Consider the following 20,899-nt stretch of genomic DNA (forward strand, 5'->3'; position numbering starts at 1 on the left):
GCTGCGTTGCGCCAGAGGGCCTGCCGCGCGGGCCTACATGCCCGCAGCTCATGCCCGATCCGGCGCCTGCGCTGCTGCCGCGGGCGCTCTGGTGGGCTTCAATAGGCCACCTCGGCCGAGGCGCCCACGTAGGGGCGACCCGTCGTGAGGATCAGCCGGTGCGACGCGTAGGAGGGGGGAGGGACCTTGTTGAACGTCAGGTTCTTGCCGAACACGGAGACCCAGACGTGCTCGAGCGGCGAGAAGGAGACCGAGGCGTCGAGGTTGAACGCCGAGCGCGCGTACAGCCGGTCTCTCGGCGACAGGTCCTCGCTCTCGTCCGCGGGCGCTTCCCTGGTGCCGTGGCTGTTCATGCCGGTCCGGAAGCTCGCCGCGACCCCCGCGGTGAACCCGAGCGCGGTGTAGCTCAGGTGACCCTTGACGAGGTGGATGGGGTAGTTGGCCCAGGTCTCGGCGTCCCAGCTGGTCAGGAGGTTGATGAGGCCCTCGGCGCCGAACGGCTTCGTCACGTTGTACCAGACGTCGCCCGCGAAACCGCCGCCGAGGTCGCCGAGCACGCCGATCTCGCCGCCGACGGCGTTCACGTCGGTGGTGCTGTTCGTGAAGCTCCCCCACCAGTCGCCGCTGGAGGGGTGCCTGGGGTTGCCCGCGACGTGGTCCTCGTAGTCGTCCGGCCGCACGTCGCTCCACGACACCCAGCCCAGGGTGTCCTCGTAGCGGGCGTAGAAGGCCGAGACGTCGAGGGCGAGGCGCCTGTCGAAGAGGCCCATGAAATAGTCGATCTCGGCCAGGCGAGAGGACTCGGGCCGGAGCGAGGGCAGCGGCGCGATCGGCTCGTCCTCGAAGGCGGCGTTGTACTGCTCGAGCCAGTTGAAGTAGGCGGCGTCCGGGAAGCGGAACCCCGTCTGGTAGGACAGCTTGACGTTCTGCGTGTCGCTGATCGCGTAGGCGGCCGCCACGCGGTACGAGGGGCTGCTCACGGGCTCGATCTCGCGCGAGAGGTCCTCGTTGTTCGCGTGCAGGCGCAGCTCGCCGAAGGTCGTGTGATCGAAGCGCAGGCCGGCGGAGAGCGTGAGATCGCGGACGGTGACGGTGTTCTCGCCGAAGACGGCGAGCTCGGTCCACGAGAAGCGCTCGGGGGACTCGAAGGCGATCCCGTGGAGCCGCCCCCAGCGGGACCTGTGGCCATCGAAGCGCTTGTGGCTCGCGGAGGCGCCGAGCGCGAGCTGGCTGTGCGGCAGCGCCGTCGTCTTGTAGACCACCTTGAGGTCCCGGTGCTCCTCGCCGAGGCCGGCGGTCGAGATCGAGCCCTCGCCGGCGACCGCGCCGGGCTGCCTCTCCACCTCGCGGACGAGCCAGTCGGCCGGGACGAGGGTCGTCTCGAAGGCCGAGAGGGTCGGGGTCAGCTCGATCCTGTGCGCCTCGGACAGGCGGACGTGGATCTCGGGCGTGACGGCGGCCATCCTGGTCCGCACGTGGCCGTTGTTGCTGTCGGCCCATTGCCCCTTCGACTCCTCGAGGGTCGTCTTCTTGTTCGGGGCGTTGCCCATCATCGATGTCTGCGCGTAGTCCAGCCGCAGATCGACGCTGACCGGGCTGCGCTCGGAGCCGTAGCGGAAGCGGCCGAACCCCTTGTAGCTGGGCTCTCCGAGGGCGTTGACGCGCGTGTGGTGCAGGAAGGGAGACGTGGTGACGCCGGCGAAGCCCGCGCCGTAGATGTCGCCGGTGTTCGTCCGGGGGGCGGGGGGCTCCTCTCCCTCGTTGTCGGCGTAACCGAAGTAGAGGAAGTAATCGGCGTTGTGCTTCTCGCTGAGCAGGCCGCCGTAGCTGGCCTCGAGGGTGCGCGTGTCGCCGGAGGCGTAGGAGGCCTTGCCCCAGAGGCCGGGGCGGGTGATGCCGGTCGGCCGCAGCACGTTGACGAAGCCGCTGATCGCGCCGGAGCCGTGGACGATGGCGCCGGGGCCGAGGATCACCTCGACCTTCTCGATATCTCCGGTGAGCGGCGCGGCGAGCGTGCTCCCGATGGCGCCGAAGTGGGCGCGCATGTTCGTCGTCACGCCGTCGTGCATGACGAGCGTCTTGGCGTTGTTGTCGATGAGGACCCCGCGCACGCCGATGAGGCGCGAGGTGCGGTCGTGCTCGCCGATGACGACGCCGGGCTGGTGGGCCTGCAGGAGATCGTCGAGCGAGCGGACGCCGTGGAGCTTGAGGAGGCGCGCGTCGTAGACGCGGGCCTGGCCCGTGGTGGTCTTGCTCTCGGTCTCGAAGAAGCCGGTGGAGGAGACCTTCACGTTGAGCAGGTCCTCGAGCTCCAGCGAGAGGAACTGTCCCTGGCTGCTCTCCTCGACGTGGCGCAGCGGCGCTCCGGTGTAGGGGAGGACCGAGCCCTGGGGCGCGCCGGGGGTCGAGGGGAAGGGCTCTGGAGCGGCGCCGGCCGCGGCCTTGCTGTCGCCGGACGGGGGCGCGGCGATGGGCGCAGCGGCGGGCGTGACGGGCGCAGGCTCCTGCGCCCATGATGGGCTGACCATCGATGTCGGAGAAACGAGCAGATAAAAGAGCAGCGCCGACCTCCGCATGGATTCCCCCTCTCGTTCGAGCGCCGGGCGGCGAGCTCAGCGAATGCTCTCCACGGGCCGACCCGGCATGCCGGCTTGCTCAGCCCCGGAGTCGCCCGGACCCGCTGGCCACTCCACGGTGCGCAGGCGCCACGATGCGCCGGCGCTGCCCGCGCTCTTCCCCCGGACCATCCCCGGGAAAATGTAAGAGCGACCGCAAAATTTCACGAGTGTCCGGATGCTACACGAACCCGAGTCTCCGTCAACGGCTGTCCCTGGAGCGCGGGCGCGCGGGCATACGAGCGCTCGGAGCGAGAGAGTCTGAGGGCGAGAGCGCGCGTTCTGGAGAGCTAGAGCACCGATCGGCTTGAAACGCCCGGGAATGAAGAAATTTCAACCACAGAGGCACAGAGGACACAGAGGAACAACAAAAACTCTGTGCCCTCTGTGGTTCATTTTCTCGGGGTTTCAACCTGTTCGGTGCCCTAGTTCCTGGCGGCGCGACGCGCTTCTGTGAGGAGGTGGGGTGTTCCCGCGGCCGCCCGCGCGGCGCCCGGCGTCACCGCCCGGCGATCCAGTAATGGAAGGCGTTGAATCCGGAGCCGCGCCGCAGGGTGATCGCGATCGGGGTCGGGCCTGACAGGCGCGCAGCAGGGAGGGGCACTGCCCGCTCGACCCAGGGGCCGCCCGGCACCTCGACGGTCCCGACCTCCTCGCCTGCCACGGAGACCGCGAGCTCGGCGCCGTCGTCCGAGGCCACGCGGAGCACGAGGCGGGCCTCGGCGGGGACGGCGACGAGGTGGGCGACGAAGCGGTCGGCTTTCCGGTGGTACCGCCCGCCGTCGGCGATCTCCAGGCGCGAGGGGTCGAGCTCGCCGGGCGCGCTGCTCTCGGGCGCGATGAGCGCGAGCGCCACGTTGCGCTGGTCCGCGAGCGGCTCGAGCGCGTAGGCGTGGGCGGCCTCGGACTCGAGGTCCGAGACGTCGAGCTCGTCGAGGATCCGCTCGCCGGGCACGGTCCGCACCGGCAGCGCGCCGGAGCCGAGGAGCGACCAGCGCGCCTCGTAGGCCACCATGGTCGCGCCGCCGAGGATCGCCTGGTCCTCGACGGTGGCGTCGATGAGCTCGCGGCCCAGGACCGGCGGGCACGCCATCCAGTGCGGGTAGACGATGAAGTGCGTCGGCCGGCGCTCCGGGGGCAGCTTCTCGTAGTGCTCGAACCTGGAGCCCGCGCCCGCGACCCAGTAGCGCGCCTCGCCCTCGGTCGTCAGGCCCACGATGTCGAAGGTCCTGCGGCCGCTGAAGTACGCGAGCGCGCCGGTGTCGTTCACGCCGATCCTGGCGTCCTCGGGCAGGTGCAGCGCGGCCCAGCGGCCGAGCCAGACCTGCTGTCGATCGATGGCGCGCGCGGAGTTGGCGAGGTCGTGGACGGCCCACGGGATCCGGGCGCTGAGGGCGCCCGCGAACGCGCCGGCGACGAGCGGCGTCACGTGGTGGATCGGGCGCCGGAGCCGCCGGGCGGCGTCGCCGAGCTCGCGGGCGAGGCACGCGGCCATGACGATCCACGCCGGGGCGAAGGGCCAGACGTACCGCACGCGGTTCCAGAGGAAGCTCAGGTACGTGCAGGGCAGCAGCGTGCCGAGCGCGAGCGCGGCCACGACGGCGGCGTGCACGGGGCGGCCCCGGCGGTGCGCCGCCACGACGAGCGCGACGGCGCCGAGGGCGATGACGGCGGCCGAGCCCTCGGGGAGGAAGACGGCGGTCCACTGGCCGCCGTTGACCACGTCGGTCACGAGCAGGCGGATGTTCTCGAGGATGGCGGCGCGGAGCGTCGGGCCGTCGTAGGTCGGGTTGCCGATCAGCCATTTGACGGCGGTCGTCGACGAGGTCGCGTGGCCCGCGAGCAGCTGGTTCAGCGCGGGGACGACGAGCGGGCCGAGGAGCGGCGCGACGGCGAGCTTTCGCCCGGCAAGGAGGCGAGAGGCTGCGGCGCGGAGGCGCGGCCAGGGGCGCGCCGGAGAGGGCGCCTGGAGGGGCGCGGGGCGCGGCGCCGAGGCGGCGAGGGCGAGCGCGGCGAGCAGGGAGGCGAGCGCGCCCTCGGGGCGGAGCAGGGGCGCCACGAAGCCGGCGAGGGCGAGCGCGCGCGCGATGGCGATGGAGGCGGCGGGCGGCGGCGCGGCGGCGGGCGCGATGCCGTCGGGCACGGGCTCTGCGCTGTCCCCGGCGGGCTCCGGCGGCGCCGGTTCGCAGAGAGAGGCCGCGAGGCGGGCCGTGCGGGTGAGGATCCAGGCGAAGGCGACCGTCTCCATGCCGCTCCACGCGAACCAGGCGAACGCGGCGAACCCGGCGCACATCGCGCCCGCGCCGGCGGCCGCCGCGGGGCCGACGAGGGGGCGGGCGAGGCGCGCTGTCTCGACGGCGAGCGCCGCGTGGAACACGAGCCCGAGCGCCCAGATCGCGTAGACGAGCGAGAGATCGCGCAGGCCGAGCGCGTAGAAGGGGGCGAGCAGCACGGGCCAGAGCAGGCTGGTGGCGCCGGTCGAGTAGCCGTCGCCGGCGACGAAGCTGAAGAAGCTGCCCTCCGCGAGCCGCCGGGCGTACTGCATGTGGATGAACGCGTCGTCGAGCGGCAGGGCCGGGCGCCCCGCCTGCTCGAGGACCGCCCGGATGCAGAGCGCGCCGAGGAAACCGCTCGCGACGAGCGCGGGCGCGTAGGGAGCGGCGCGCGCGGCGAGGGCGCGCAGGGGCGAGGGGGCGGGGGAGGGCGCGGCGCGGGTCGAGGCGAGCGGCGCGGGCGGAGCCGAGGCGAGCGGCGCGGGCGGAGCCGAGGCGGGCGGAGCCGAGGCGAGCGGCGCGGGCGGAGCCGAGGCGAGCGGCGCGGGCGGGCCAGCCGGCGGTCCCGCGGCGCCGGGCCGCGACGCTGGGAGACCCGCGCTCGCGGCGCCGGGCCGCGACGCTGGAGGAGCCGCGCCCGCGGCGCCGGGCTGCGACGCTGGATGCACTGCGCCGTGATCGCCTTCCACCATGGGGCCCGACGAATACCACCACGCCGCCCGGGGGCCGCGATTTCCCGCGCGCGGGCGGCCGGCATTTGGTAGAGCGCCGTGGCTCCATGGTCTTCCAGCCGCGCCCGAACCACCCCTACGCCGACGCGCCCCGCTTCCCCGATGGCGACGACGTGTCCATCGACGACCTGCTCCCCGGCGCCGGCCCCGTCGAGATCGAGATCGGCCCCGGCCGCGGCGGCTTCCTCTTCGAGCGGGCGGCGGCGAGCCCCGAGTCGCGGCTGCTCGGGCTGGAGATCCGGCTGAAGTGGTCGGCGATCGTCGACGAGCGCCTGCGGAAGTGCGGCCTCGGCGGCCGCGTGCGGGCGCTCAACGCCGACGCGCGCCAGGCGCTCGCGCGGCTCCGGCCCGACGCGTCGATCGCGCGGTTCTTCCTGCACTTCCCGGATCCGTGGTGGAAGAAGCGGCACGAGAAGCGCCTCGTGATGGGCCCGGCGCTGCTCGACAGCCTCGCGCGCCTGCTCGTCGACGGCGGCGAGCTCTACGTGCAGACCGACGTCGAGGAGCGCGCCGCGCTGTACGCCGAGCAGATCGGCGCGCACCCGGCGTTCGAGCCCGCCGGCGACGCCCCCGGCTCGCCGCTCCTCGCCGAGAACCCCTACGGCGCCCGGAGCCCCCGCGAGCACCACGCGATCGCCGACGGGCTGCCGGTGAGCCGGCTGCGCTACCGGCGGCGGACGCGCGAAGGTGGCGGCGCGCCGGCGGACGGCGGATAGGCCCTCTCGCCGCGGCGGCGGCGGTCGCGAGGCGAGATGGGAATGTTCGATGTCGTCGTCGCTCAGGCCAGCTGCCCCGGCTGCGGCCATTCCCAGGAATGGCGCATCCAGTACACCTACGGCCACTGCTGGCAGCACGAGTACAGGCTCGGTGACGCCATCTGCTGGTCGGATCCGCCCGGGCGCCTGGCGCCGCTCTCCGACCACGGAGACAATGTCGGCGGCCTCGTCACCGTCCCCGGGCTCGTCGAGGTCGGCTGCGCGCGGTGCGGCCTCGATGAAGGCGCGACTCTGTGGTTCCGGGATAACGTCGTTCAGAAGGTGGAGATCACGCCGTCGGAGGACGGCGGTGACCACGAGCTCATCGAGCCTCCCTCGGGGTGGATGCGCTTCTGGTCGCGCCGCGTGGCGGGGAGCGCGAACGAGGACCGCCTCGAGCTCACCTGCCGCGGCGATCGGTGGACCGTGGTGGTCGCTGACGGCGCCGGCGGGACAGCGGGTGGCGCAGCCGCGGCCCGCTCGGCGGCGAGCGCGATGGCCGCGCTCGGCGCCGAGGCGGAGCTCGATTCCGGAGCCTGGTGCCAGCGCATCCAGCGACTGGACCGTGAGCTGGAGGCGGAGCCGAGGTGCGGCGAGACGACCCTCGTCGTCGTCCAGGTGAGCCGGGGCGAGCTCTGGGGCGCCAGCGTGGGCGACTCGGGCGCGCTCCTCGTCGAGCCCGACAGGCTGGTCGATCTGACGGTGAGACAGCACCGGAAGCCGCTGGTCGGCAGCGGCGCGTGCAGGCCCGCTGGCATCCATCGCCAGCCGCTCTCGGGGCGCCTCCTTGTCGCCACCGATGGCCTCCTGAAGTACACGTCGCCGGCGCGCATGAGCGCCCTTGCGCGCACGGGCGACCTGCGCGCGGCGGTCGAGGCGTTGATCCAGGCGGTCACGCTGCCGTCCGGCAATCTGCAGGATGATGTCGCCGTGGTGCTGGGCGAGCGCATCGGGTAGCCTGCCGCGGCTGTGGACGGCGCCTCGCTTCGCGGTAGACCGTCGCTGCGTCGAGCGAGAACGTTACCAACCCGAACAGGAGGTCAGCCATGGATCAACCGAGGCGGGACACGATGCGAGCGATTGCGATCGATCGGTTTGGCGGTCCCGAGGCGCTCGGGTTACGAGCGCTCCCCGTGCCGGCCATCGGGCCGGACGAGGTCCTGATTCGCGTCGAGGTCGCGGGCGTGGGCGAGTGGGATCCCTTCGAGCGCGAGGGGGGCTACGCCCAGCTGCTCGGGCTTGAGCCCCGGTTTCCGTACGTGCTCGGCTCGGAAGGTGCCGGGACGGTCGCGGCCGTTGGCGAGCAGGTCCGCCGCTTTCGCGAGGGCGACCGGGTATACGCGCTCGGCTTCCTCAACCCGAAAGGTGGCTTCTACGCCGAGTACGCCGCCGTCCATTCCGATCTCGTCTCGTCGCTCCCCGGCGACCTCACGGTCGAGCAGGCGGGGGTGATGGGAGGCGTGGGGATCACCGCGCTGCGCGGCCTGGACGACACGCTCGGGCTGGAGCAGGGCGAGTCGGTGATGATCTTCGGCGCCAGCGGCGGCGTCGGGCACATGGCGGTTCAGCTCGCCAGGCGCATGGGCGCCCGGGTGCTCGCGGTGGCCTCGGGCGATGACGGTACGGCGCTGGCGGAGCGGCTGGGCGCGGACATTGCGGTCGACGGGCGCAAGGGCGACGTGCTCGCGGCCGCGCGTGCGTTCGCGCCCGAGGGGCTCGACGCCGCCCTGCTCACTGCCGGCGGCGAGGCGGCCGAGAAGGCGCTGCTCGCGGTGCGCGACGGCGGGCGCGTCGCGTATCCCGGCGGCGTGCAGCCCGAGCCCCTGGCCCGCCCGGCCGTCCAGCGCCGCAGCTACAACGGCGAGCCCGACGCGGACGTCATCGCGCGGCTCAACCGCCTGATCGCCCGCGGCCCGTTCGAGGTACATATCGCCCGGACGTTTCCCCTGGCCGAGGCCGCCGAAGCCCACATCGCGCTCGGCGCCCACTACCTCGGCAAGCTCGCCCTTCGCGTGGATTGAGCTGCCGGGGCCGCGCGAGGGAGACGGTCGAGCGGCTCTCCACGCCTCGCGACGACGGCTCGACGCTGGAGCGGCAGGGTGAGCCCGAAGGTCGTATCGCTGTCGCTCCCGTGGAGCGGAGGGCCGCCGCGGCCATCACGAGCCCCGGGATCACCACGGCGGGCAGGTGGCGGCGGACGAAGCGGTACCACAGCGAGACCTCCGCGCCGAGGAGCGCCGGCAACCGGAGCAGCGAGGGGGGCTGGCGGCTTGCGCTGCCGGGCCGCGGAGGTGCAGGTGCGCTGAGGGTGGAGAGCGCGAGGGGTTGGCGCGACGTCATCTCGAGGCTGCGTCATTGCAATGGAGAGACCAGCCTCTGGCGACCGCATCTGCGGGGTGTGGCGCGCTCTTCTGGACGCTCCATGGCGGCGCGGGCCTCCAGGTCTGGCGTCTCTGGCCTACAGACGGCTGAGCGGCGGCGTTGCCGGGTTACTGCAGCGCTTCGGAGGCGCTCGTCGCGATGACGGCGTGATCGTGCCACCGCTCGATCGTCGCCAGGTCGCCGCACGCCTCGATGCGCGCGTCGTCCTCGGGGCTGAGCTCGAGCTGCCGTCGCGCGAGCACACGGCGCAGGGCCTTGCGCGCTTCGATCAGGCGCCCCTCCAGGCGGGCCTCCCGACGGCCCTCCTCGAGCAGCCGCTTCACGAGCTGAGGTCTGGCCTCGAGCAGGACTTCGAAAATTTCCTGATCCCGAGCCATGATCTCGGGATCCTCAGTCGGCTCGAACTCCCACAGAAGCTCCTTGCGCACGCTCGTCGACATCGCGAGGTATCTTAGCTGCCGAGCACCCACCGGGGCGACCTTCGCGGCGCCACCCATCGGGCGAACTCGTCGAGCGCTCGACCCGAGCGGGCGACCAGGAACGGCACGAGATCGTCGCGCAGCGGGAGCTCGTTGGCCGCAATCCACAGGAACAGGTGCCCGAGCGGCTCGACGCGGTAACAACCGGGGGCGAACCGAACGGGCTTGCGGGCCTGCTTCAGCCACATGGGCAGATGCGCAGCGACTACCCAGATCGGCTCCTCGCCCATCCAGGACGGACCGAGCTCCTCCGCGCGCTGCACTTGCCTGGCTTGACGGCGCAGCAGCGCTCGCTCCGCCGCGAGCCGGTCGATATACTCCCCCGCGAGCTTCAGCTCGACGACCACCTCGTCGCAGGTCCGTGTCTCCGACCACGGCGCGGGGAGATGTGCGAGACGATCCGGGCGGCTGATCACGAGAAAGCCATCACACTGGACCTTCTCGAGCCTGATCTCGGGTGGGTCCTCCCATCTGGCCGCGCCGCCGGTGATGCGCTCGGTCTCCTGGGCGAACGTCATCTTGGCGAACTGGTCCGGCTGACCCATGACGCCGCGCGATAGCAGACGTCGATGGTCGTAGCCAGATTGTATCGCCGGGATCCGGGGCTGCGCATGCATTCGTGCATCGGGACGCCACCGCGGTATCCAGGACGTCAATTACGGACATCCGTGTCGGCCGGGAGGAAAAAGAACTCGCGTCATTTTTCGCAACGGCCTTCTCGTGACGCAAGTAAGCAACGATCTGCCGCCGGTCCTCGCTTGCGAGGGCGCCGAGCACCTCGCGACGCGCGATACGCGTCGGCGCTTCTCCCTGGGTTGAGCACGGGGTTGGCTGCGACGACCGACGTCATTGGATGCACCACAGACGTCTGGCTGTGCGTGGCCAGACGTCTGGCTGTGCGTGGCCAGACGTCTGGCTGTGCGTGGCCAGACGCCTGGCTGTGCGTGGCCAGACGTCTGGCTGTGCGTGGCCAGACGTCTGGCCCGCCGTCCATCTGAGTCTGTTCGGCGCGACCGCGCTCCCGGCCACGGAGGCGTGCCGGGCGAGCGGCAGGCCTTGCGGGCGTGCCCTCCGCGCTCCGCCGAGGTAGCTTCCCTCGCCCCGGGCTCCTCATCGTACCTGCCGCCTCGTGCGCTCCGGGAGCACGAAAGACCGCGACCTCCGATGCCCTCTGCCTGGTTACCCCTCTCCGCCCTGATCCTGTCGATGGTCCTCTGGGGCTCCTCGTTCGCGGCCCAGAAGTACGCGTTGCTCGCCTTCTCGCCCATGGCGTTGAACTTCGGCCGCCTGGCCGTGGCCAGCGCCTGCTTCATCTTCCTGAGCGGCAGGCTCAGAGGCATCCGCCAGCATTACTTTCCGGGCGACTGGTGGAAGCTGCTGCTCCTCGCGCTGTTCGAGCCGTGCCTCTATTTCATCTTCGAGGCCTGGGCGCTCACGAAGACGAGCGCCTCGCAGGCCGGGATGATCGTGGCCATGATGCCGCTCCTGATCGCCCTGGCCGCGCGGTTCACCCTGAAGGAGACGCTGCCCCCGCGCATGCTCCCGGGGTTCGCGGTGGCCGTCACCGGAGCGGCCTGGCTCTCGGTCGCGGGAGAGGCCACCGGGCTCGCGCCCGAGCCCATCCTGGGCAACCTCCTCGAGCTCGTGGCCGTGGTCTTCGCCACCGGATACACGATCTCGAGCAGGCGGCTCGCCCCGCGCTATCCGCCGCTCTTCTTGACCGCGGTGCAGGCCCTCGTCGGCGCGGTCTTCTTCCTTCCGCTCATGCTGATCACGCCCGGCCCGCCCATCGCGGAGCTCGCCCTGGCCCAGAGGCCCCTTCTGGCCGTGCTCTATCTCGGCGTGTTCGTGTCGCTCGGCGCCTACGCCCTCTACAACTATGCGCTGAGCAAGGTGCCCGCGGTCCACGCCGCCCCCCTCATCAACCTCATCCCTGTCTTCTCCCTCCTCATCGGCCGGGTGTTCCTCGGCGAGAAGCTCACCCCGGGCCAGTACGCCGCCTCTATCCTCGTCCTCGCCGGCTGCCTCATCAGCCAGAGCGTCCCCAGGGGCGCGGCGATCGCCTGAGCGAGCCACCGTCCGTGGAAAGGAGCGTCCGTACACACACGTGAGATGAGCTCCGCATCGACTCCGCCGCTGCCCCGGAGCGCCCTGTCCTCGCTCGGTGCGCTCATGGTACCGTCGCCGGCCGGGGGAGACGACCCGCGCCGCGGCAGGCGCGTCCCGCGCGCGGTCGGCGGCGGCGGCGAAGGCCGCGCTCGCGGGCCGGGAGCTCCCTGCCGAGGAGCGAGCCTTTCCCGTGACGACCGACGATTCGCCCGAGCCTCCTGGAGCGCGCCGCGCCTCCGTCGGCATCCACGCAGCGCTCTTCTTCGCGACATTCGCCTTCGCGTCGCTCTCCGTCGAGGGCAAGCTCGCGATGAGCCCGCCTCACGACGTCTCGCCCACCGCGCTCGCCATGGCCCGCTTCCTCGGCGGGGCGGTGGTCTTCGCCGGCGCGCACCTCGCGCTCCGGACGCCGCGCGTCACGCAGCTCGCGGACGCGCTCCACCTCGCCGTGCTCGCGTTCTTCGGCGTCGTCTGCAACCAGACGCTCCTCCTCGTCGGCCTGCGCATCACCTCGGCGGTCTCCGCGACCCTGCTCATCGCGATGATCCCCGTCCTCACGGCCGCCCTCGCCGCCCTCACCGGCCGCGAGCGCTTCTCGCAGCGCGCCGGCGCCGGCACCGCGGTCGCGCTCTTCGGGGCCGCCATGCTCACCGGCTTCGCCATCCCCAGGCTGGGCGACTCGTTCGCGCTCGTCTATGCGCTCTCGACCGCCATCTACGTCCTTCATGCGAAGTCTGCGCTCGAGCGCCTCGGGACCGTGACGGTCATGGCCTGGGTGTTCGGCTGGGGTGCGCTCCTGTTCGCGCCGGTCGGCGGCGTCGCCCTCGTCCGCGAGGCGCCCTCGTGGTCCCCGCCGGCGGCCCTCCTCGTCGCCTTCTGCGTCCTCGTGCCCACGGTCCTCGCTTACGCCGTGAATGCCTGGGTGCTCCGGCGCGCCTCGCCGACGCTGGTGGCCATCTACGTCTTCCTGCGGCCGCCCCTTGTCGCGCTGCTCGCCTGGGCCCAGCTCGGCGAGGCCCTCGGCGCGCGCACGGCCGTCGCGGGCCTCGTGCTCCTCGCCGGCGTGACCATCGTGGCCACCGCGCCCCGCCCGCACGCCGGCCCCGCCCCGCGGCCCGCGCCGCCGGCCCGCGACGGGGACGCGCTCGCCCCCGCGCCGGGCATCGCCCTGCTCAGCGCGAGCCCCGACGCCGAGGTCCCGAGCCCCGAGCCGGCGCGCAGCCCGCCCTTCAAGGCATGAGCTGCGGAGCTCGCCAGTCGCGCCGACTCGCGCCCTCGCCGTGCCCGCCCCGCGCGGCCTGAGCTTCACGCCCACTGCGCCCCGCGCGGGCGTCGATCCCGGCCGATGTCGGCGCGGTGTGAGGCGCTTGACAGCAGAAACCGGGTACGTGACCATGCAACCGCGGTCACGGAGACGCGATATCGCGCCCGCGCCCGGGGGAACCGCAGCGCTCGCGCGCAGCGATCGGGAGAGGTGAGGGATGGGGACTGATCAGCCGTCGCCCGGGCTCGTGCTCGTCGCAGACGACGTTCTCGTGAACCTCGAGGTGCTGTCGAGCACGCTGGAGTCGGCGGGGATCGAGGTCTGCGTTGCGACCGACGGTCCCATGGTGCTTGAACGACTCGAATACGAGACTCCCGATCTCATCCTCCTGGACGTGACCATGCCGGGCATGACGGGGTTCGACGTCTGCGAGCGGCTGAAATCCAGGCCGGCGACCGCCAGCATTCCGGTCATCTTCACCACCGCACATGCCGAGGTGTCCGACAAGCTGCGCGGGTTCCGCCTCGGCGCGGTCGATTATGTGACCAAGCCGTTCGAGCGCGAAGAGCTCCTGGCGCGCGTGAAGACGCAGCTCGCCCTGCGCGGCGCCCTCACGTCGCTGGCGAGGAAGAACGCGGAGCTCGAGCGCGAGATCGAGGAGCGCGCGGCGGCGCAAGGGGCGCTCGCCAGGCTGAAGGACGAGCTCGAACGGCGGGTGGCGGAGCGGACGGACGCGCTCGGCCGGGTGGTCGCGGAGCTCGAGGGGACGGTGGAGCGGCGCACCCGGGAGCTGCAGCGCGCGAACGAGCGATTCGCGCTCGAGCTCGCCGGTCGACAGGCGCTCGAGGAGGCCCGCGCGGCGCTGCAGGCGCAGGTCATCGCGGCGCAGGCCGCGAGGCTGGCCGAGCTGTCGACGCCCATCATCCCCATCGACGACCAGATCCTGATCATGCCCCTCATCGGCGCGATCGATGAGGAGCGCGCGCAGGGCCTGGTCGACGCCGCGACCCTGGGGGTGAGCGCGCGCCGGGCGGCGGTCATGATCCTCGACATCACCGGCGTGCCGCAGGTCGACGCGCGCGTGGCCGAGACGCTGGCGCGGGCCGCCCGAGCGGTGCGCCTGCTCGGCGCGCGCGTCGTGATCACGGGCATCCGCCCCGACGTCGCGCGCGAGCTGGTGGCGCTCGGCGCCGAGATGGAGGGGGTCGTGACGCAGAGCACGCTCCAGGGCGGCATCGCCTACGCCATGAGCAAGACCGGCGCGTCGCCGCACCGCGCGCCAGCCCACGCGGCGCGCGGGTAAGCCGGCCGCGCGCGGCGGAGGCCCAGTGGTTTCACCTCGTTCCCCTGAGGGGCGCGCCGCCAGATGACATCAACCACACCGCGTCAACCGAAGGGAAGCTACAGGCTCGGGGGAGCGGCGTTCGTCGCCAGCGGCCTTCTGTTTCTCCTGAGGGGCTTGCTCGACCTCATCGCGGGTCCGCCTCCCTCGAGCGGAGCGGAGATCCTCGCATGGACCGCCTCGCAGGCGACCCTCCTCGCGATCGCCAACGAGGTGCTGTTCTTCGCGGCGATGCTCATGGTGCCGGCCGTGATCGCCCTGTACTCGAGCCTCGCTGGCACCCACAAGGCCACGACGGACGCAGCTTGCGGGATCATGGCGGTGGTGGTTCCGGTCCTCGCCGTCCTGTGTATCGTTCACGGTCGCCTCGTCTATCCTGTGTACGGCATACGCATCAGCACGCCAGACGTGGCGGCGCTCGTCATCGCCGTCTTCTACGGTGGCCTGCACGCAACCGGCATCCTGCTGGGTGTCGCGACGCTCGTGCTCAGCCTGGCGATGAGGCGCGGAATCTACGGGAGATGGATCCCGTATCTCGGCATGGCGACGAGCGCGGCCGATCTCGTTGGCGCATATCCATATCTCATCGGGCCCGTCCCCACGCTCCTCTGTCATGCGCTGCTCACCGCATGGTTCGTGGCCGTGGGAGCGGTGCTCTACAAGATGCGCTGATGGCAAGATGCGCTGATGGCGCCTCACTCGGCGGCTGAGCTCGTCAGCCGACCTGGCCCGGAGCGACGTCCACCGGGGGCGCGGGGCCAGCGGCGGCGCGGAGGGCGTCGCGCAGCTTGCCCACGTGGAAGCCCTTCGCCAGCCCGCGCAGCTCGTCGACGAAGGGGCCGAGGCGCGCGTCCTCGCGCTCGAGCCGCTCGAGCTCCAGCAACAGCCCGCTGATCCGGCCTCGGTTCACGAGGTCGAGCAGCCCGGCGATCACCTCCGCCGACGGCAGCGCGCCCGGCGCGGCGGGGGCGGGCAGCGCGCCCGGCGCCGCGGGGGCGGGCGCCGCCGCGCGCGGCGGGGGCCCGGCGCGCGTCCACGCGAGGTCCAGGTGGTCTTCGAGCTGCTCGAGGAGCGCCCCGAGCTGGACGGGCTTGGGCAGGAAATCGGTGCACCCCACGCCGGCGCCCCGCGCGCGGTCGCCCTCGGACGCGCTCGCCGACGACGCGATCACCGGGACCGAGGCGAGCCCTGGCAGCCTCCGCAGCCGCCGCGTCGTCTCGATGCCGTCGAGCTCCGGCATCGCCAGGTCCATCACGACGAGATCGGGCCGGCGGGCGCTCGCCAGCGCCAGCGCCTCGCCGCCGCCGGACGCCTCGACGACGACGAAGCCCAGCGGGGCGAGCATGTCCCGCAGCACGGCCCGGTTCTCGGCCTGATCGTCCACGACCAGGACGGCGCGGCGAGGCCCCGCATAGCCGGTCACCCGCGCCCAGCGCCCCGCGGCCTGGGTCGCCGGCGCGCTGGCGGCCGGGGCGGCGCGCGCGTCCGCGAGCGGCACCTCGACCTCGAACACGCTGCCCTCCCCAGGCTGGCTCTCGACCCGCAGCGTGCCGCCCATGCGATCCACGATCCGCCGCGTGATCGCGAGCCCGAGGCCCGTCCCCTCGACCGGCGCGCCCCCGGTGGGCACCTGCTCGAACGGCTCGAAGATCCGCTCGAGGTGCTCGGGCGCGATGCCGGGGCCCGTGTCCTCCACGCGGAAGCGCACCGGCCGCGGCGCGCCTGCCAGCGGCCCCCCGGGCGCCTCGCTCGCCGCGACGCGCAGCACCACGCGGCCGCGCTCGGTGAACTTGATCGCGTTGCCCAGCAGGTTGAGCAGCACCTGCGTGAGCCGCTTCTGATCGGCGATCACCGCCCCGAGCGCGGCGCCCTCCTGCTCGAACAGGAAGGCCAGGCCCTTCGCCTCGGCGCGCACCTGGCAGATGCCGAGCACCGCCTGCACGAACGACGGGAAGTGCACCTCGTCGGGCGAGAGGGTCAGCTTGCCGGCCTCGATCTTGGCGAGGTCGAGCACGTCGTTGATCAGCGTCAGCAGGTGCTCGCCGGACGACTGGATGATCTGCACGGCGCGCAGGTGCCGCGGCGACAGCCCCTCCAGCCGCTCGAGGATCTGCGCGTAGCCGAGGATCCCGTTGAGCGGCGTGCGCAGCTCGTGGCTCATGCTCGCGAGGAAGTCGCTCTTGGCGCGGCTCGCCGCGTCGGCCGCCTCCTTCGCGGCCTTGAGCTCGGCGGTGCGCTCCTCGACCAGCTGCTCCAGGCGCTGGTGCGAGCTCGAGAGCTCGCTGTACAGCGCGGCGTTCTCGACGGCGGTCGCGGCCTGGGCGGCGAGCAGCGAGACCACCTGCACCCGCGCCTCGGGGAACGCCCCCGAGACGCCCGCGTGCTCCAGCACCATCACGCCGAGGAGCCGCCCCTGGTGGAGCAGCGGCACGAGCAGCAGCGAGGCCGGGCCGCGGGGCTGGAGGTAGGGGTCGTCGTCGAAGCGCCCGTCGCCGCCGTCGCGCCCGAGCACCAGCGGCTCGCGGCTGCGCGCCACGTAGCGCACCGCCGTGGCGGGCAGGAGCGCCGAGCTCAGGGCCGGCTCGTCGCGGTGGAGCGTCATCCGCTCGGGCTCCACGGTGAGCTCCGCGCGGACGACGAGGTGATCGCCCCGCGCGAGCACCAGGACCGCGCGCTCGGCGCCGGCGTTCTCGGCGAGGAGCCGCATCATGCGCGCGATGAGCGAGCCCGGATCCCTGTCGCTGGCCAGCGCCTGGGCGGCCTCGAGCAGCGAGACGACGTCGATCTGGCTGGCCGCGCGGACGGTCGCGCGCGCCGCCCTGCGCGCCGGGGCCGGCGGCGCCGCGGCGTCGGCCGGCTCGGCCAAGGCCGGCTCGACCGCCGCGAAGACCTCGGGGTGCCTGCGGCGCAGGGCCACGGCGGCGCCGGTGGCCTCCCAGCGCAGGTAGGCGCCGTGCGCGTCGCGCAGGGTTGCGCGCGCCATCCGCGCCCGGCCGCGCGCGAGCAGGTGCTCGCCCGCGAGGCGCAGGCCGAGGGCCTCGGCGTGGACGAAGCCCTGCCGGTGGGCGTGCTCGATGGCCTCGTCGAAGAGGCGCTCCGCCTCCTCGTGCCGCCCCGCCGCCCGCGCCTCGCCTGCCTCGGCGAGCAGGAGCGCGTGGCGGAAGGTCGCCGGGTTGAACGCCGCGAGCCGCTCGAGCCGCGCGCGCTGGTCGGCGAGGGCGGCGCGGCGGTCGCGGTCCTCCGCCGGGTCGCCGGGCGGCGGCGGCGCGGCGCCGAGGATCGCCAGGATCTCGAGGCTCCAGAGGGCGGGCGGGTTGCACCAGCCCGCCGTCCACAGGGAGCTCACCTCCAGCGCGAGCCGCAGCGCCTCGCCGTCCTCGCCGAGGTGGGCCGCGGCGAACGCGGCGGAGCCCAGCACGATGACCCTCATCATCGGCGAGGAGGCCGGGAGCGCGGCGACGCGGCGGATCGCGCCCCGCACGTCGGCCTCGTCGGCGCGGGTGAGCAGGTGGTGGACGGCGCGGAACGCCGGGGCGCTCTGGCCGGCGATGCTGTCCCGCCAGGGCGCGGCGGGGATCGGGCAGCTCGACAGCCGCGCCCCGGCGGCCATCTGCGCGGCGGGGAGGACGACCTGGCTGACCTCGCTGTGGGTGATCGCGCCCTCGCGGAAGCCGATCTCGGGCACGTCGCGCCACTGCGCGTGCACGAACGCGAGGTCCGGGTGCACGAGCTGGCCGGCGAGGTTTCCTGTGTGGAGGGCGCCGGCGAGGAGCAGGCCCTCCGTGGCGCGCGCGGCGTACACGAGCTCGACGCACCGGGCGCCCAGGGGCAGGTCCTGGAGCACGCCGGTGAGCACGACAGCGCTCATGCTCAGGCCGTAGACGGCGCGCGGATACAGCCCGTGCACCAGGGCGATCTCGGGCATCGCGAAGATCAGGCTCGCCGCGAGGTCTGGCTGGCTGAGCGCGGCCGCCGTGATGGAGGCGCCGATCAGCTCGCCGGCGACGCGCGCGACCGGATCGGCGCAGCGCGGCAGGGCGCGGAAGGAGTCCGGGCTCATCGCCGCGATGAGGGGCGCGATGCGCGCCGTCTGGGCGGCGAAGAAGGCCGCCAGCGCCTCGGGCTCGCGCGGGAACGACCAGCCGAGCTCCGAGAGCGCGGCGAGCCCCACGCCGACGCCCTCGGGGTAGCGCCCGGCGACGGTCAGCAGCGGCACCTGCGCGAGCGCCACGCGCCCGCGCGCGACAGCGTCCCGGGCCCGCTCCCGGCACGCCGCGAAGAGCCGCTCGCCCGCCTCGGGCTGCCCTGCGAGCCACTCGGTCTCCGCGAGCGCGAGCAGGATCTCGAAGTCGAGCGCCGCGGCGGCGCCGCCGTCGGGGAGCGTGGCCGCGCCGGCGTCGGGGACCGCGGCGGCGCCATGATCGGCGACCGTCGCCGCGCCGGCGTCGGGGACCGCAGCGGCGCCGGCGTCGGGGACCGCCGCGCCGCTGTCGTCGGCCGCGCCCCCGTCGCCGCCAAGGAGCTCGCGCCCTGCCCGCAGGAACCGCACCGCCTCGGCGTAGGCCGAGGCCGCCTTCGCCCGCAGCCCGGCGGCGAGGCAGCGCTCGGCCGCGCGGCGCCGCTCCGCCGCCTCGCGGAGGTGCCCCGCGGCACGGAGGTAGTGATGGACGAGCGCGAACAGCTCGGCGTCTCCCCCGCGCGCCGACCAGCGCCGGTCGAGCGCGCGCGCGAGGGCCAGGTGCAGGCCGGGGCGCTCGTCGCCCCCGGGCAGCTCGTACGCGGCCTGCTGCACCCGGTCGTGCACGAACGCGTACGCCTCGCCCTCGCCGTCGCTCGAGGCCACGAGGAGCCCCTCCTGCAGCAGCGCCTCGGCTGCTCGCCGCAGCGCCTCGGGCGGCAGCCCCGCGGCGGCGCTCACCAGCGAGGCCTCGAAGTCCGCGCCCACGCACGCCCCCGCGACGAGCATCCGCCGGGGCTCCTCGGGGAGGCGGCCCATCTTCTCCGTCAGGAGCGCCACGACGTTGTCGGTGACGGCGGCCCGCTCGATGCGCTCCGCTTCCCAGTACCACCTGCCCGTGTAGGTGTCGCGCAGGAGCAGCCGCTGCTCGTGCAGCGCCCGCAGGAACTGCTCGACGAAGAACGGGCTGCCGTCGGTCTTCGCCCTCACGAGCGAGCACAGGGCCCGCACCTCGTTGCCGGCGCCGCGCAGCATGTCGTCCACCATCTCGACGAGCGCCTGCTCGTCGAGCGGCCCGAGCGCGCGCACCTCCGCGCGCCGCCCGCTCGCCCGGGTCGCCTCGACCAGCGCGCGCAGCGGCGGCAGCGCGCGCGCCGGGGGCGCCCCGTCCACCTCGCCGTCGCGGTAAGCCCCGAGCAGGAGGAGGTGCCCGATCTCCGGGTCTGTCGCGATCGCCTCGAGCAGGGCCAGCGAGGGCGCGTCGGCCCACTGGAGGTCGTCGATGAACAGCACGAGCGGGTGCTCGGCGGTCGCCGTCGCGCGGACGAAGCGCTGCACGGTGAGCTGGAAGCGGTGCTTCGCCTCGGCCGGGCTCACCTCCAGGAGCGCCGGCGGCTCGCCGAGGATGCGCGCGAGCTCCGGCGCCATGTCGACGAGGATGCGCGCGTTGGCGCCGAGGGCGGCGCGGGCGGCCGTCGCCCAGCGCTCGAGCGCCTCCGCGCTGTCCGAGAGCCTCCGGCGCGCGATGGCGCGGAAGGCCTGCGCGAGCGCCGCGTACGGGGTGCCGCGCTGGAGCCGATCGAACTTGCCGGCCGCGAAGAGGCCGCCGGCGAGGCGCGCCTCGTCGCGCAGGGCCCCGACGAGCGCCGACTTGCCGACGCCGGACGGCCCGGAGAACAGCGCGAGCTCCGTCGCGCCGCCGCGCGCGCGCGCGAGGGCCTCCCGGAGCGCCTGCTGCTCCCGCTCCCTGCCGAAGAGCCACGACGGCCTCCGGATGCGGTTCTCCCAGTCGCGCGCGCCGAGCGGAAACGGCCGGATCTCTCCGGTCTCGCGCAGCGCCTCGAGCGCGCGCTCCAGGTCGCGCGCCGCGCCCTCGCCGGTCTGGTAGCGCTGCTCCGGGCTCTTCTCCAGCAGCCGCATCGCGATGGCGCTGACCACCTCGGGGATCCGGAGCGCCGGCGCCCGCTCGTGCGGCGGCGGCGGCCTCCGGGCGATGTGCGCGTGGATCAGCGAGAGCTCGTCGGTCAGCTCGAACGGCAGCTTGCCGGTCAGCATCTGGTAGAGCGTGCAGCCCAGCGCGTAGAGGTCCGCCCGCGCGTCGACGCTGCGCTTCATCCGGCCGGTCTGCTCGGGCGCCATGTACGCGAGCGCCCCGATCGCCGCCCCTTCCGCGCCGCCCACGTCCCCCGCGTCGCCCGCCGCGGCCCGCCGCGTGGCCAGGCCGAAGTCGATGATCTGCGCCTCGGTGCGCGCGGCGTTCACGAGGATGTTCTGCGGCTGGATGTCGCGGTGGATGACGCCCCGGCGGTGGAGCTGCCCGAGCAGCCGCGCGAGGGCGGCGCCGAGGCGCAGCGCGGCCTCGAGCGGCAGGGGACCGCTCGCCAGGGCGCGCTCGAGCGAGCCATCCCCCCAGCGCTCGAGCACCAGGGCCACCCCGGCGCCGTGGGGCACGAGGTCCAGCGCCCGGACGATGCCGGGGATGTGGAGCTCGCGGAGCAGCGCGTGCTCGCCGCGGAGCCGCGCCACGACCCTGTCGTCCGGCAGCTCGTGGCGGGGGATCTTCAGCACGACGGCCGCCTGGCTGCTCCGGTGAACGCCCGCCACGACGCGCGTCTCCGCGCCGGTGTACAGCACCTCCCCCAGCCGGTAATCCATCGGCCCCATCTTCGCCGAAGTCGCGCGGCGTGTGTCGCCTCCTGCGGCCGAGCTCGCCGCGGCGAGCGTGGGTGGACGGCCGGCGGAGCGCTGCTGTGCGGGTGTGACGCAGCGCCT

The 20,899-nt window shown here is 73.6% G+C and carries 12 protein-coding genes; 7 read left to right on the top strand and 5 right to left on the bottom strand.

What is annotated here, in order from left to right; all coding sequences use genetic code 11:
- Nucleotides 1-98: 98 nt before the first annotated feature.
- Both WME89_RS06815 and WME89_RS06820 read right to left on the bottom strand, forming a co-directional pair.
- Nucleotides 99-2,576 (bottom strand): TonB-dependent receptor, encoded by a 2,478-nt coding sequence (locus WME89_RS06815; protein WP_438008425.1) that lies wholly within the window; start codon nucleotides 2,574-2,576, stop codon nucleotides 99-101.
- 538 nt (nucleotides 2,577-3,114) lie between these two features.
- Nucleotides 3,115-5,556, bottom strand: coding sequence for a hypothetical protein (locus tag WME89_RS06820; protein WP_438008426.1), 2,442 nt, complete (start codon nucleotides 5,554-5,556; stop codon nucleotides 3,115-3,117).
- Between the two features lie 110 nt (nucleotides 5,557-5,666).
- On the opposite strand from WME89_RS06820, the gene trmB reads away from it, so the two are divergent.
- From trmB to WME89_RS06835, 3 genes are all read left to right on the top strand, one after another.
- Entirely contained in the window at nucleotides 5,667-6,335 is a 669-nt protein-coding gene (trmB, locus tag WME89_RS06825; protein ID WP_438008427.1) for a tRNA (guanine(46)-N(7))-methyltransferase TrmB, read from the top strand.
- 36 nt (nucleotides 6,336-6,371) lie between these two features.
- The gene (locus WME89_RS06830) at nucleotides 6,372-7,331 is read left to right on the top strand and encodes a protein phosphatase 2C domain-containing protein (protein WP_438008428.1); all 960 of its coding nucleotides are present in this window, start codon (nucleotides 6,372-6,374) and stop codon (nucleotides 7,329-7,331) included.
- A gap of 113 nt (nucleotides 7,332-7,444) precedes the next feature.
- Nucleotides 7,445-8,395, top strand: a complete 951-nt coding sequence (locus WME89_RS06835; protein ID WP_438008429.1) for a quinone oxidoreductase family protein — start codon at nucleotides 7,445-7,447, stop codon at nucleotides 8,393-8,395.
- Between the two features lie 468 nt (nucleotides 8,396-8,863).
- On the opposite strand, the gene WME89_RS06840 is transcribed toward WME89_RS06835, so the two are convergent.
- A complete protein-coding gene (locus WME89_RS06840) occupies nucleotides 8,864-9,253 on the bottom strand; it encodes a hypothetical protein (protein ID WP_438008430.1) in 390 nt (129 codons plus the stop codon).
- Complete coding sequence (locus WME89_RS06845; protein ID WP_438008431.1) at nucleotides 9,208-9,780, bottom strand: hypothetical protein; 573 nt, start codon at nucleotides 9,778-9,780, stop codon at nucleotides 9,208-9,210. Before WME89_RS06845 ends, WME89_RS06840 begins: the two co-directional genes overlap by 46 nt.
- Before the next feature lie 619 nt (nucleotides 9,781-10,399).
- On the opposite strand from WME89_RS06845, the gene WME89_RS06850 reads away from it, so the two are divergent.
- The 4 genes from WME89_RS06850 to WME89_RS06865 all read left to right on the top strand — a co-directional run bounded on the left by WME89_RS06850 (nucleotide 10,400) and on the right by WME89_RS06865 (nucleotide 14,622).
- Complete coding sequence (locus tag WME89_RS06850; protein WP_438008432.1) at nucleotides 10,400-11,302, top strand: DMT family transporter; 903 nt, start codon at nucleotides 10,400-10,402, stop codon at nucleotides 11,300-11,302.
- Nucleotides 11,303-11,534: 232 nt separating this feature from the next.
- Nucleotides 11,535-12,584 carry a DMT family transporter gene (locus WME89_RS06855; protein WP_438008433.1) on the top strand — a complete coding sequence of 350 codons (1,050 nt, stop codon included), beginning with the start codon at nucleotides 11,535-11,537 and terminating at the stop codon, nucleotides 12,582-12,584.
- A 241-nt stretch (nucleotides 12,585-12,825) separates the two neighbouring features.
- Nucleotides 12,826-13,911 carry a response regulator gene (locus WME89_RS06860; protein WP_438008434.1) on the top strand — a complete coding sequence of 362 codons (1,086 nt, stop codon included), beginning with the start codon at nucleotides 12,826-12,828 and terminating at the stop codon, nucleotides 13,909-13,911.
- Between the two features lie 63 nt (nucleotides 13,912-13,974).
- Nucleotides 13,975-14,622 (top strand): hypothetical protein, encoded by a 648-nt coding sequence (locus WME89_RS06865; RefSeq protein ID WP_438008435.1) that lies wholly within the window; start codon nucleotides 13,975-13,977, stop codon nucleotides 14,620-14,622.
- A 43-nt stretch (nucleotides 14,623-14,665) separates the two neighbouring features.
- Here WME89_RS06865 and WME89_RS06870 read toward each other — a convergent pair whose 3' ends face one another.
- Nucleotides 14,666-20,782 (bottom strand): AAA family ATPase, encoded by a 6,117-nt coding sequence (locus WME89_RS06870; RefSeq protein WP_438008436.1) that lies wholly within the window; start codon nucleotides 20,780-20,782, stop codon nucleotides 14,666-14,668.
- Between the last annotated feature and the right edge of the window lie 117 nt (nucleotides 20,783-20,899).

It is taken from the genome of Sorangium sp. So ce321 (genome assembly GCF_051530195.1).
Taxonomy (GTDB): Bacteria; Myxococcota_A; Polyangia; order Polyangiales; family Polyangiaceae; genus Sorangium.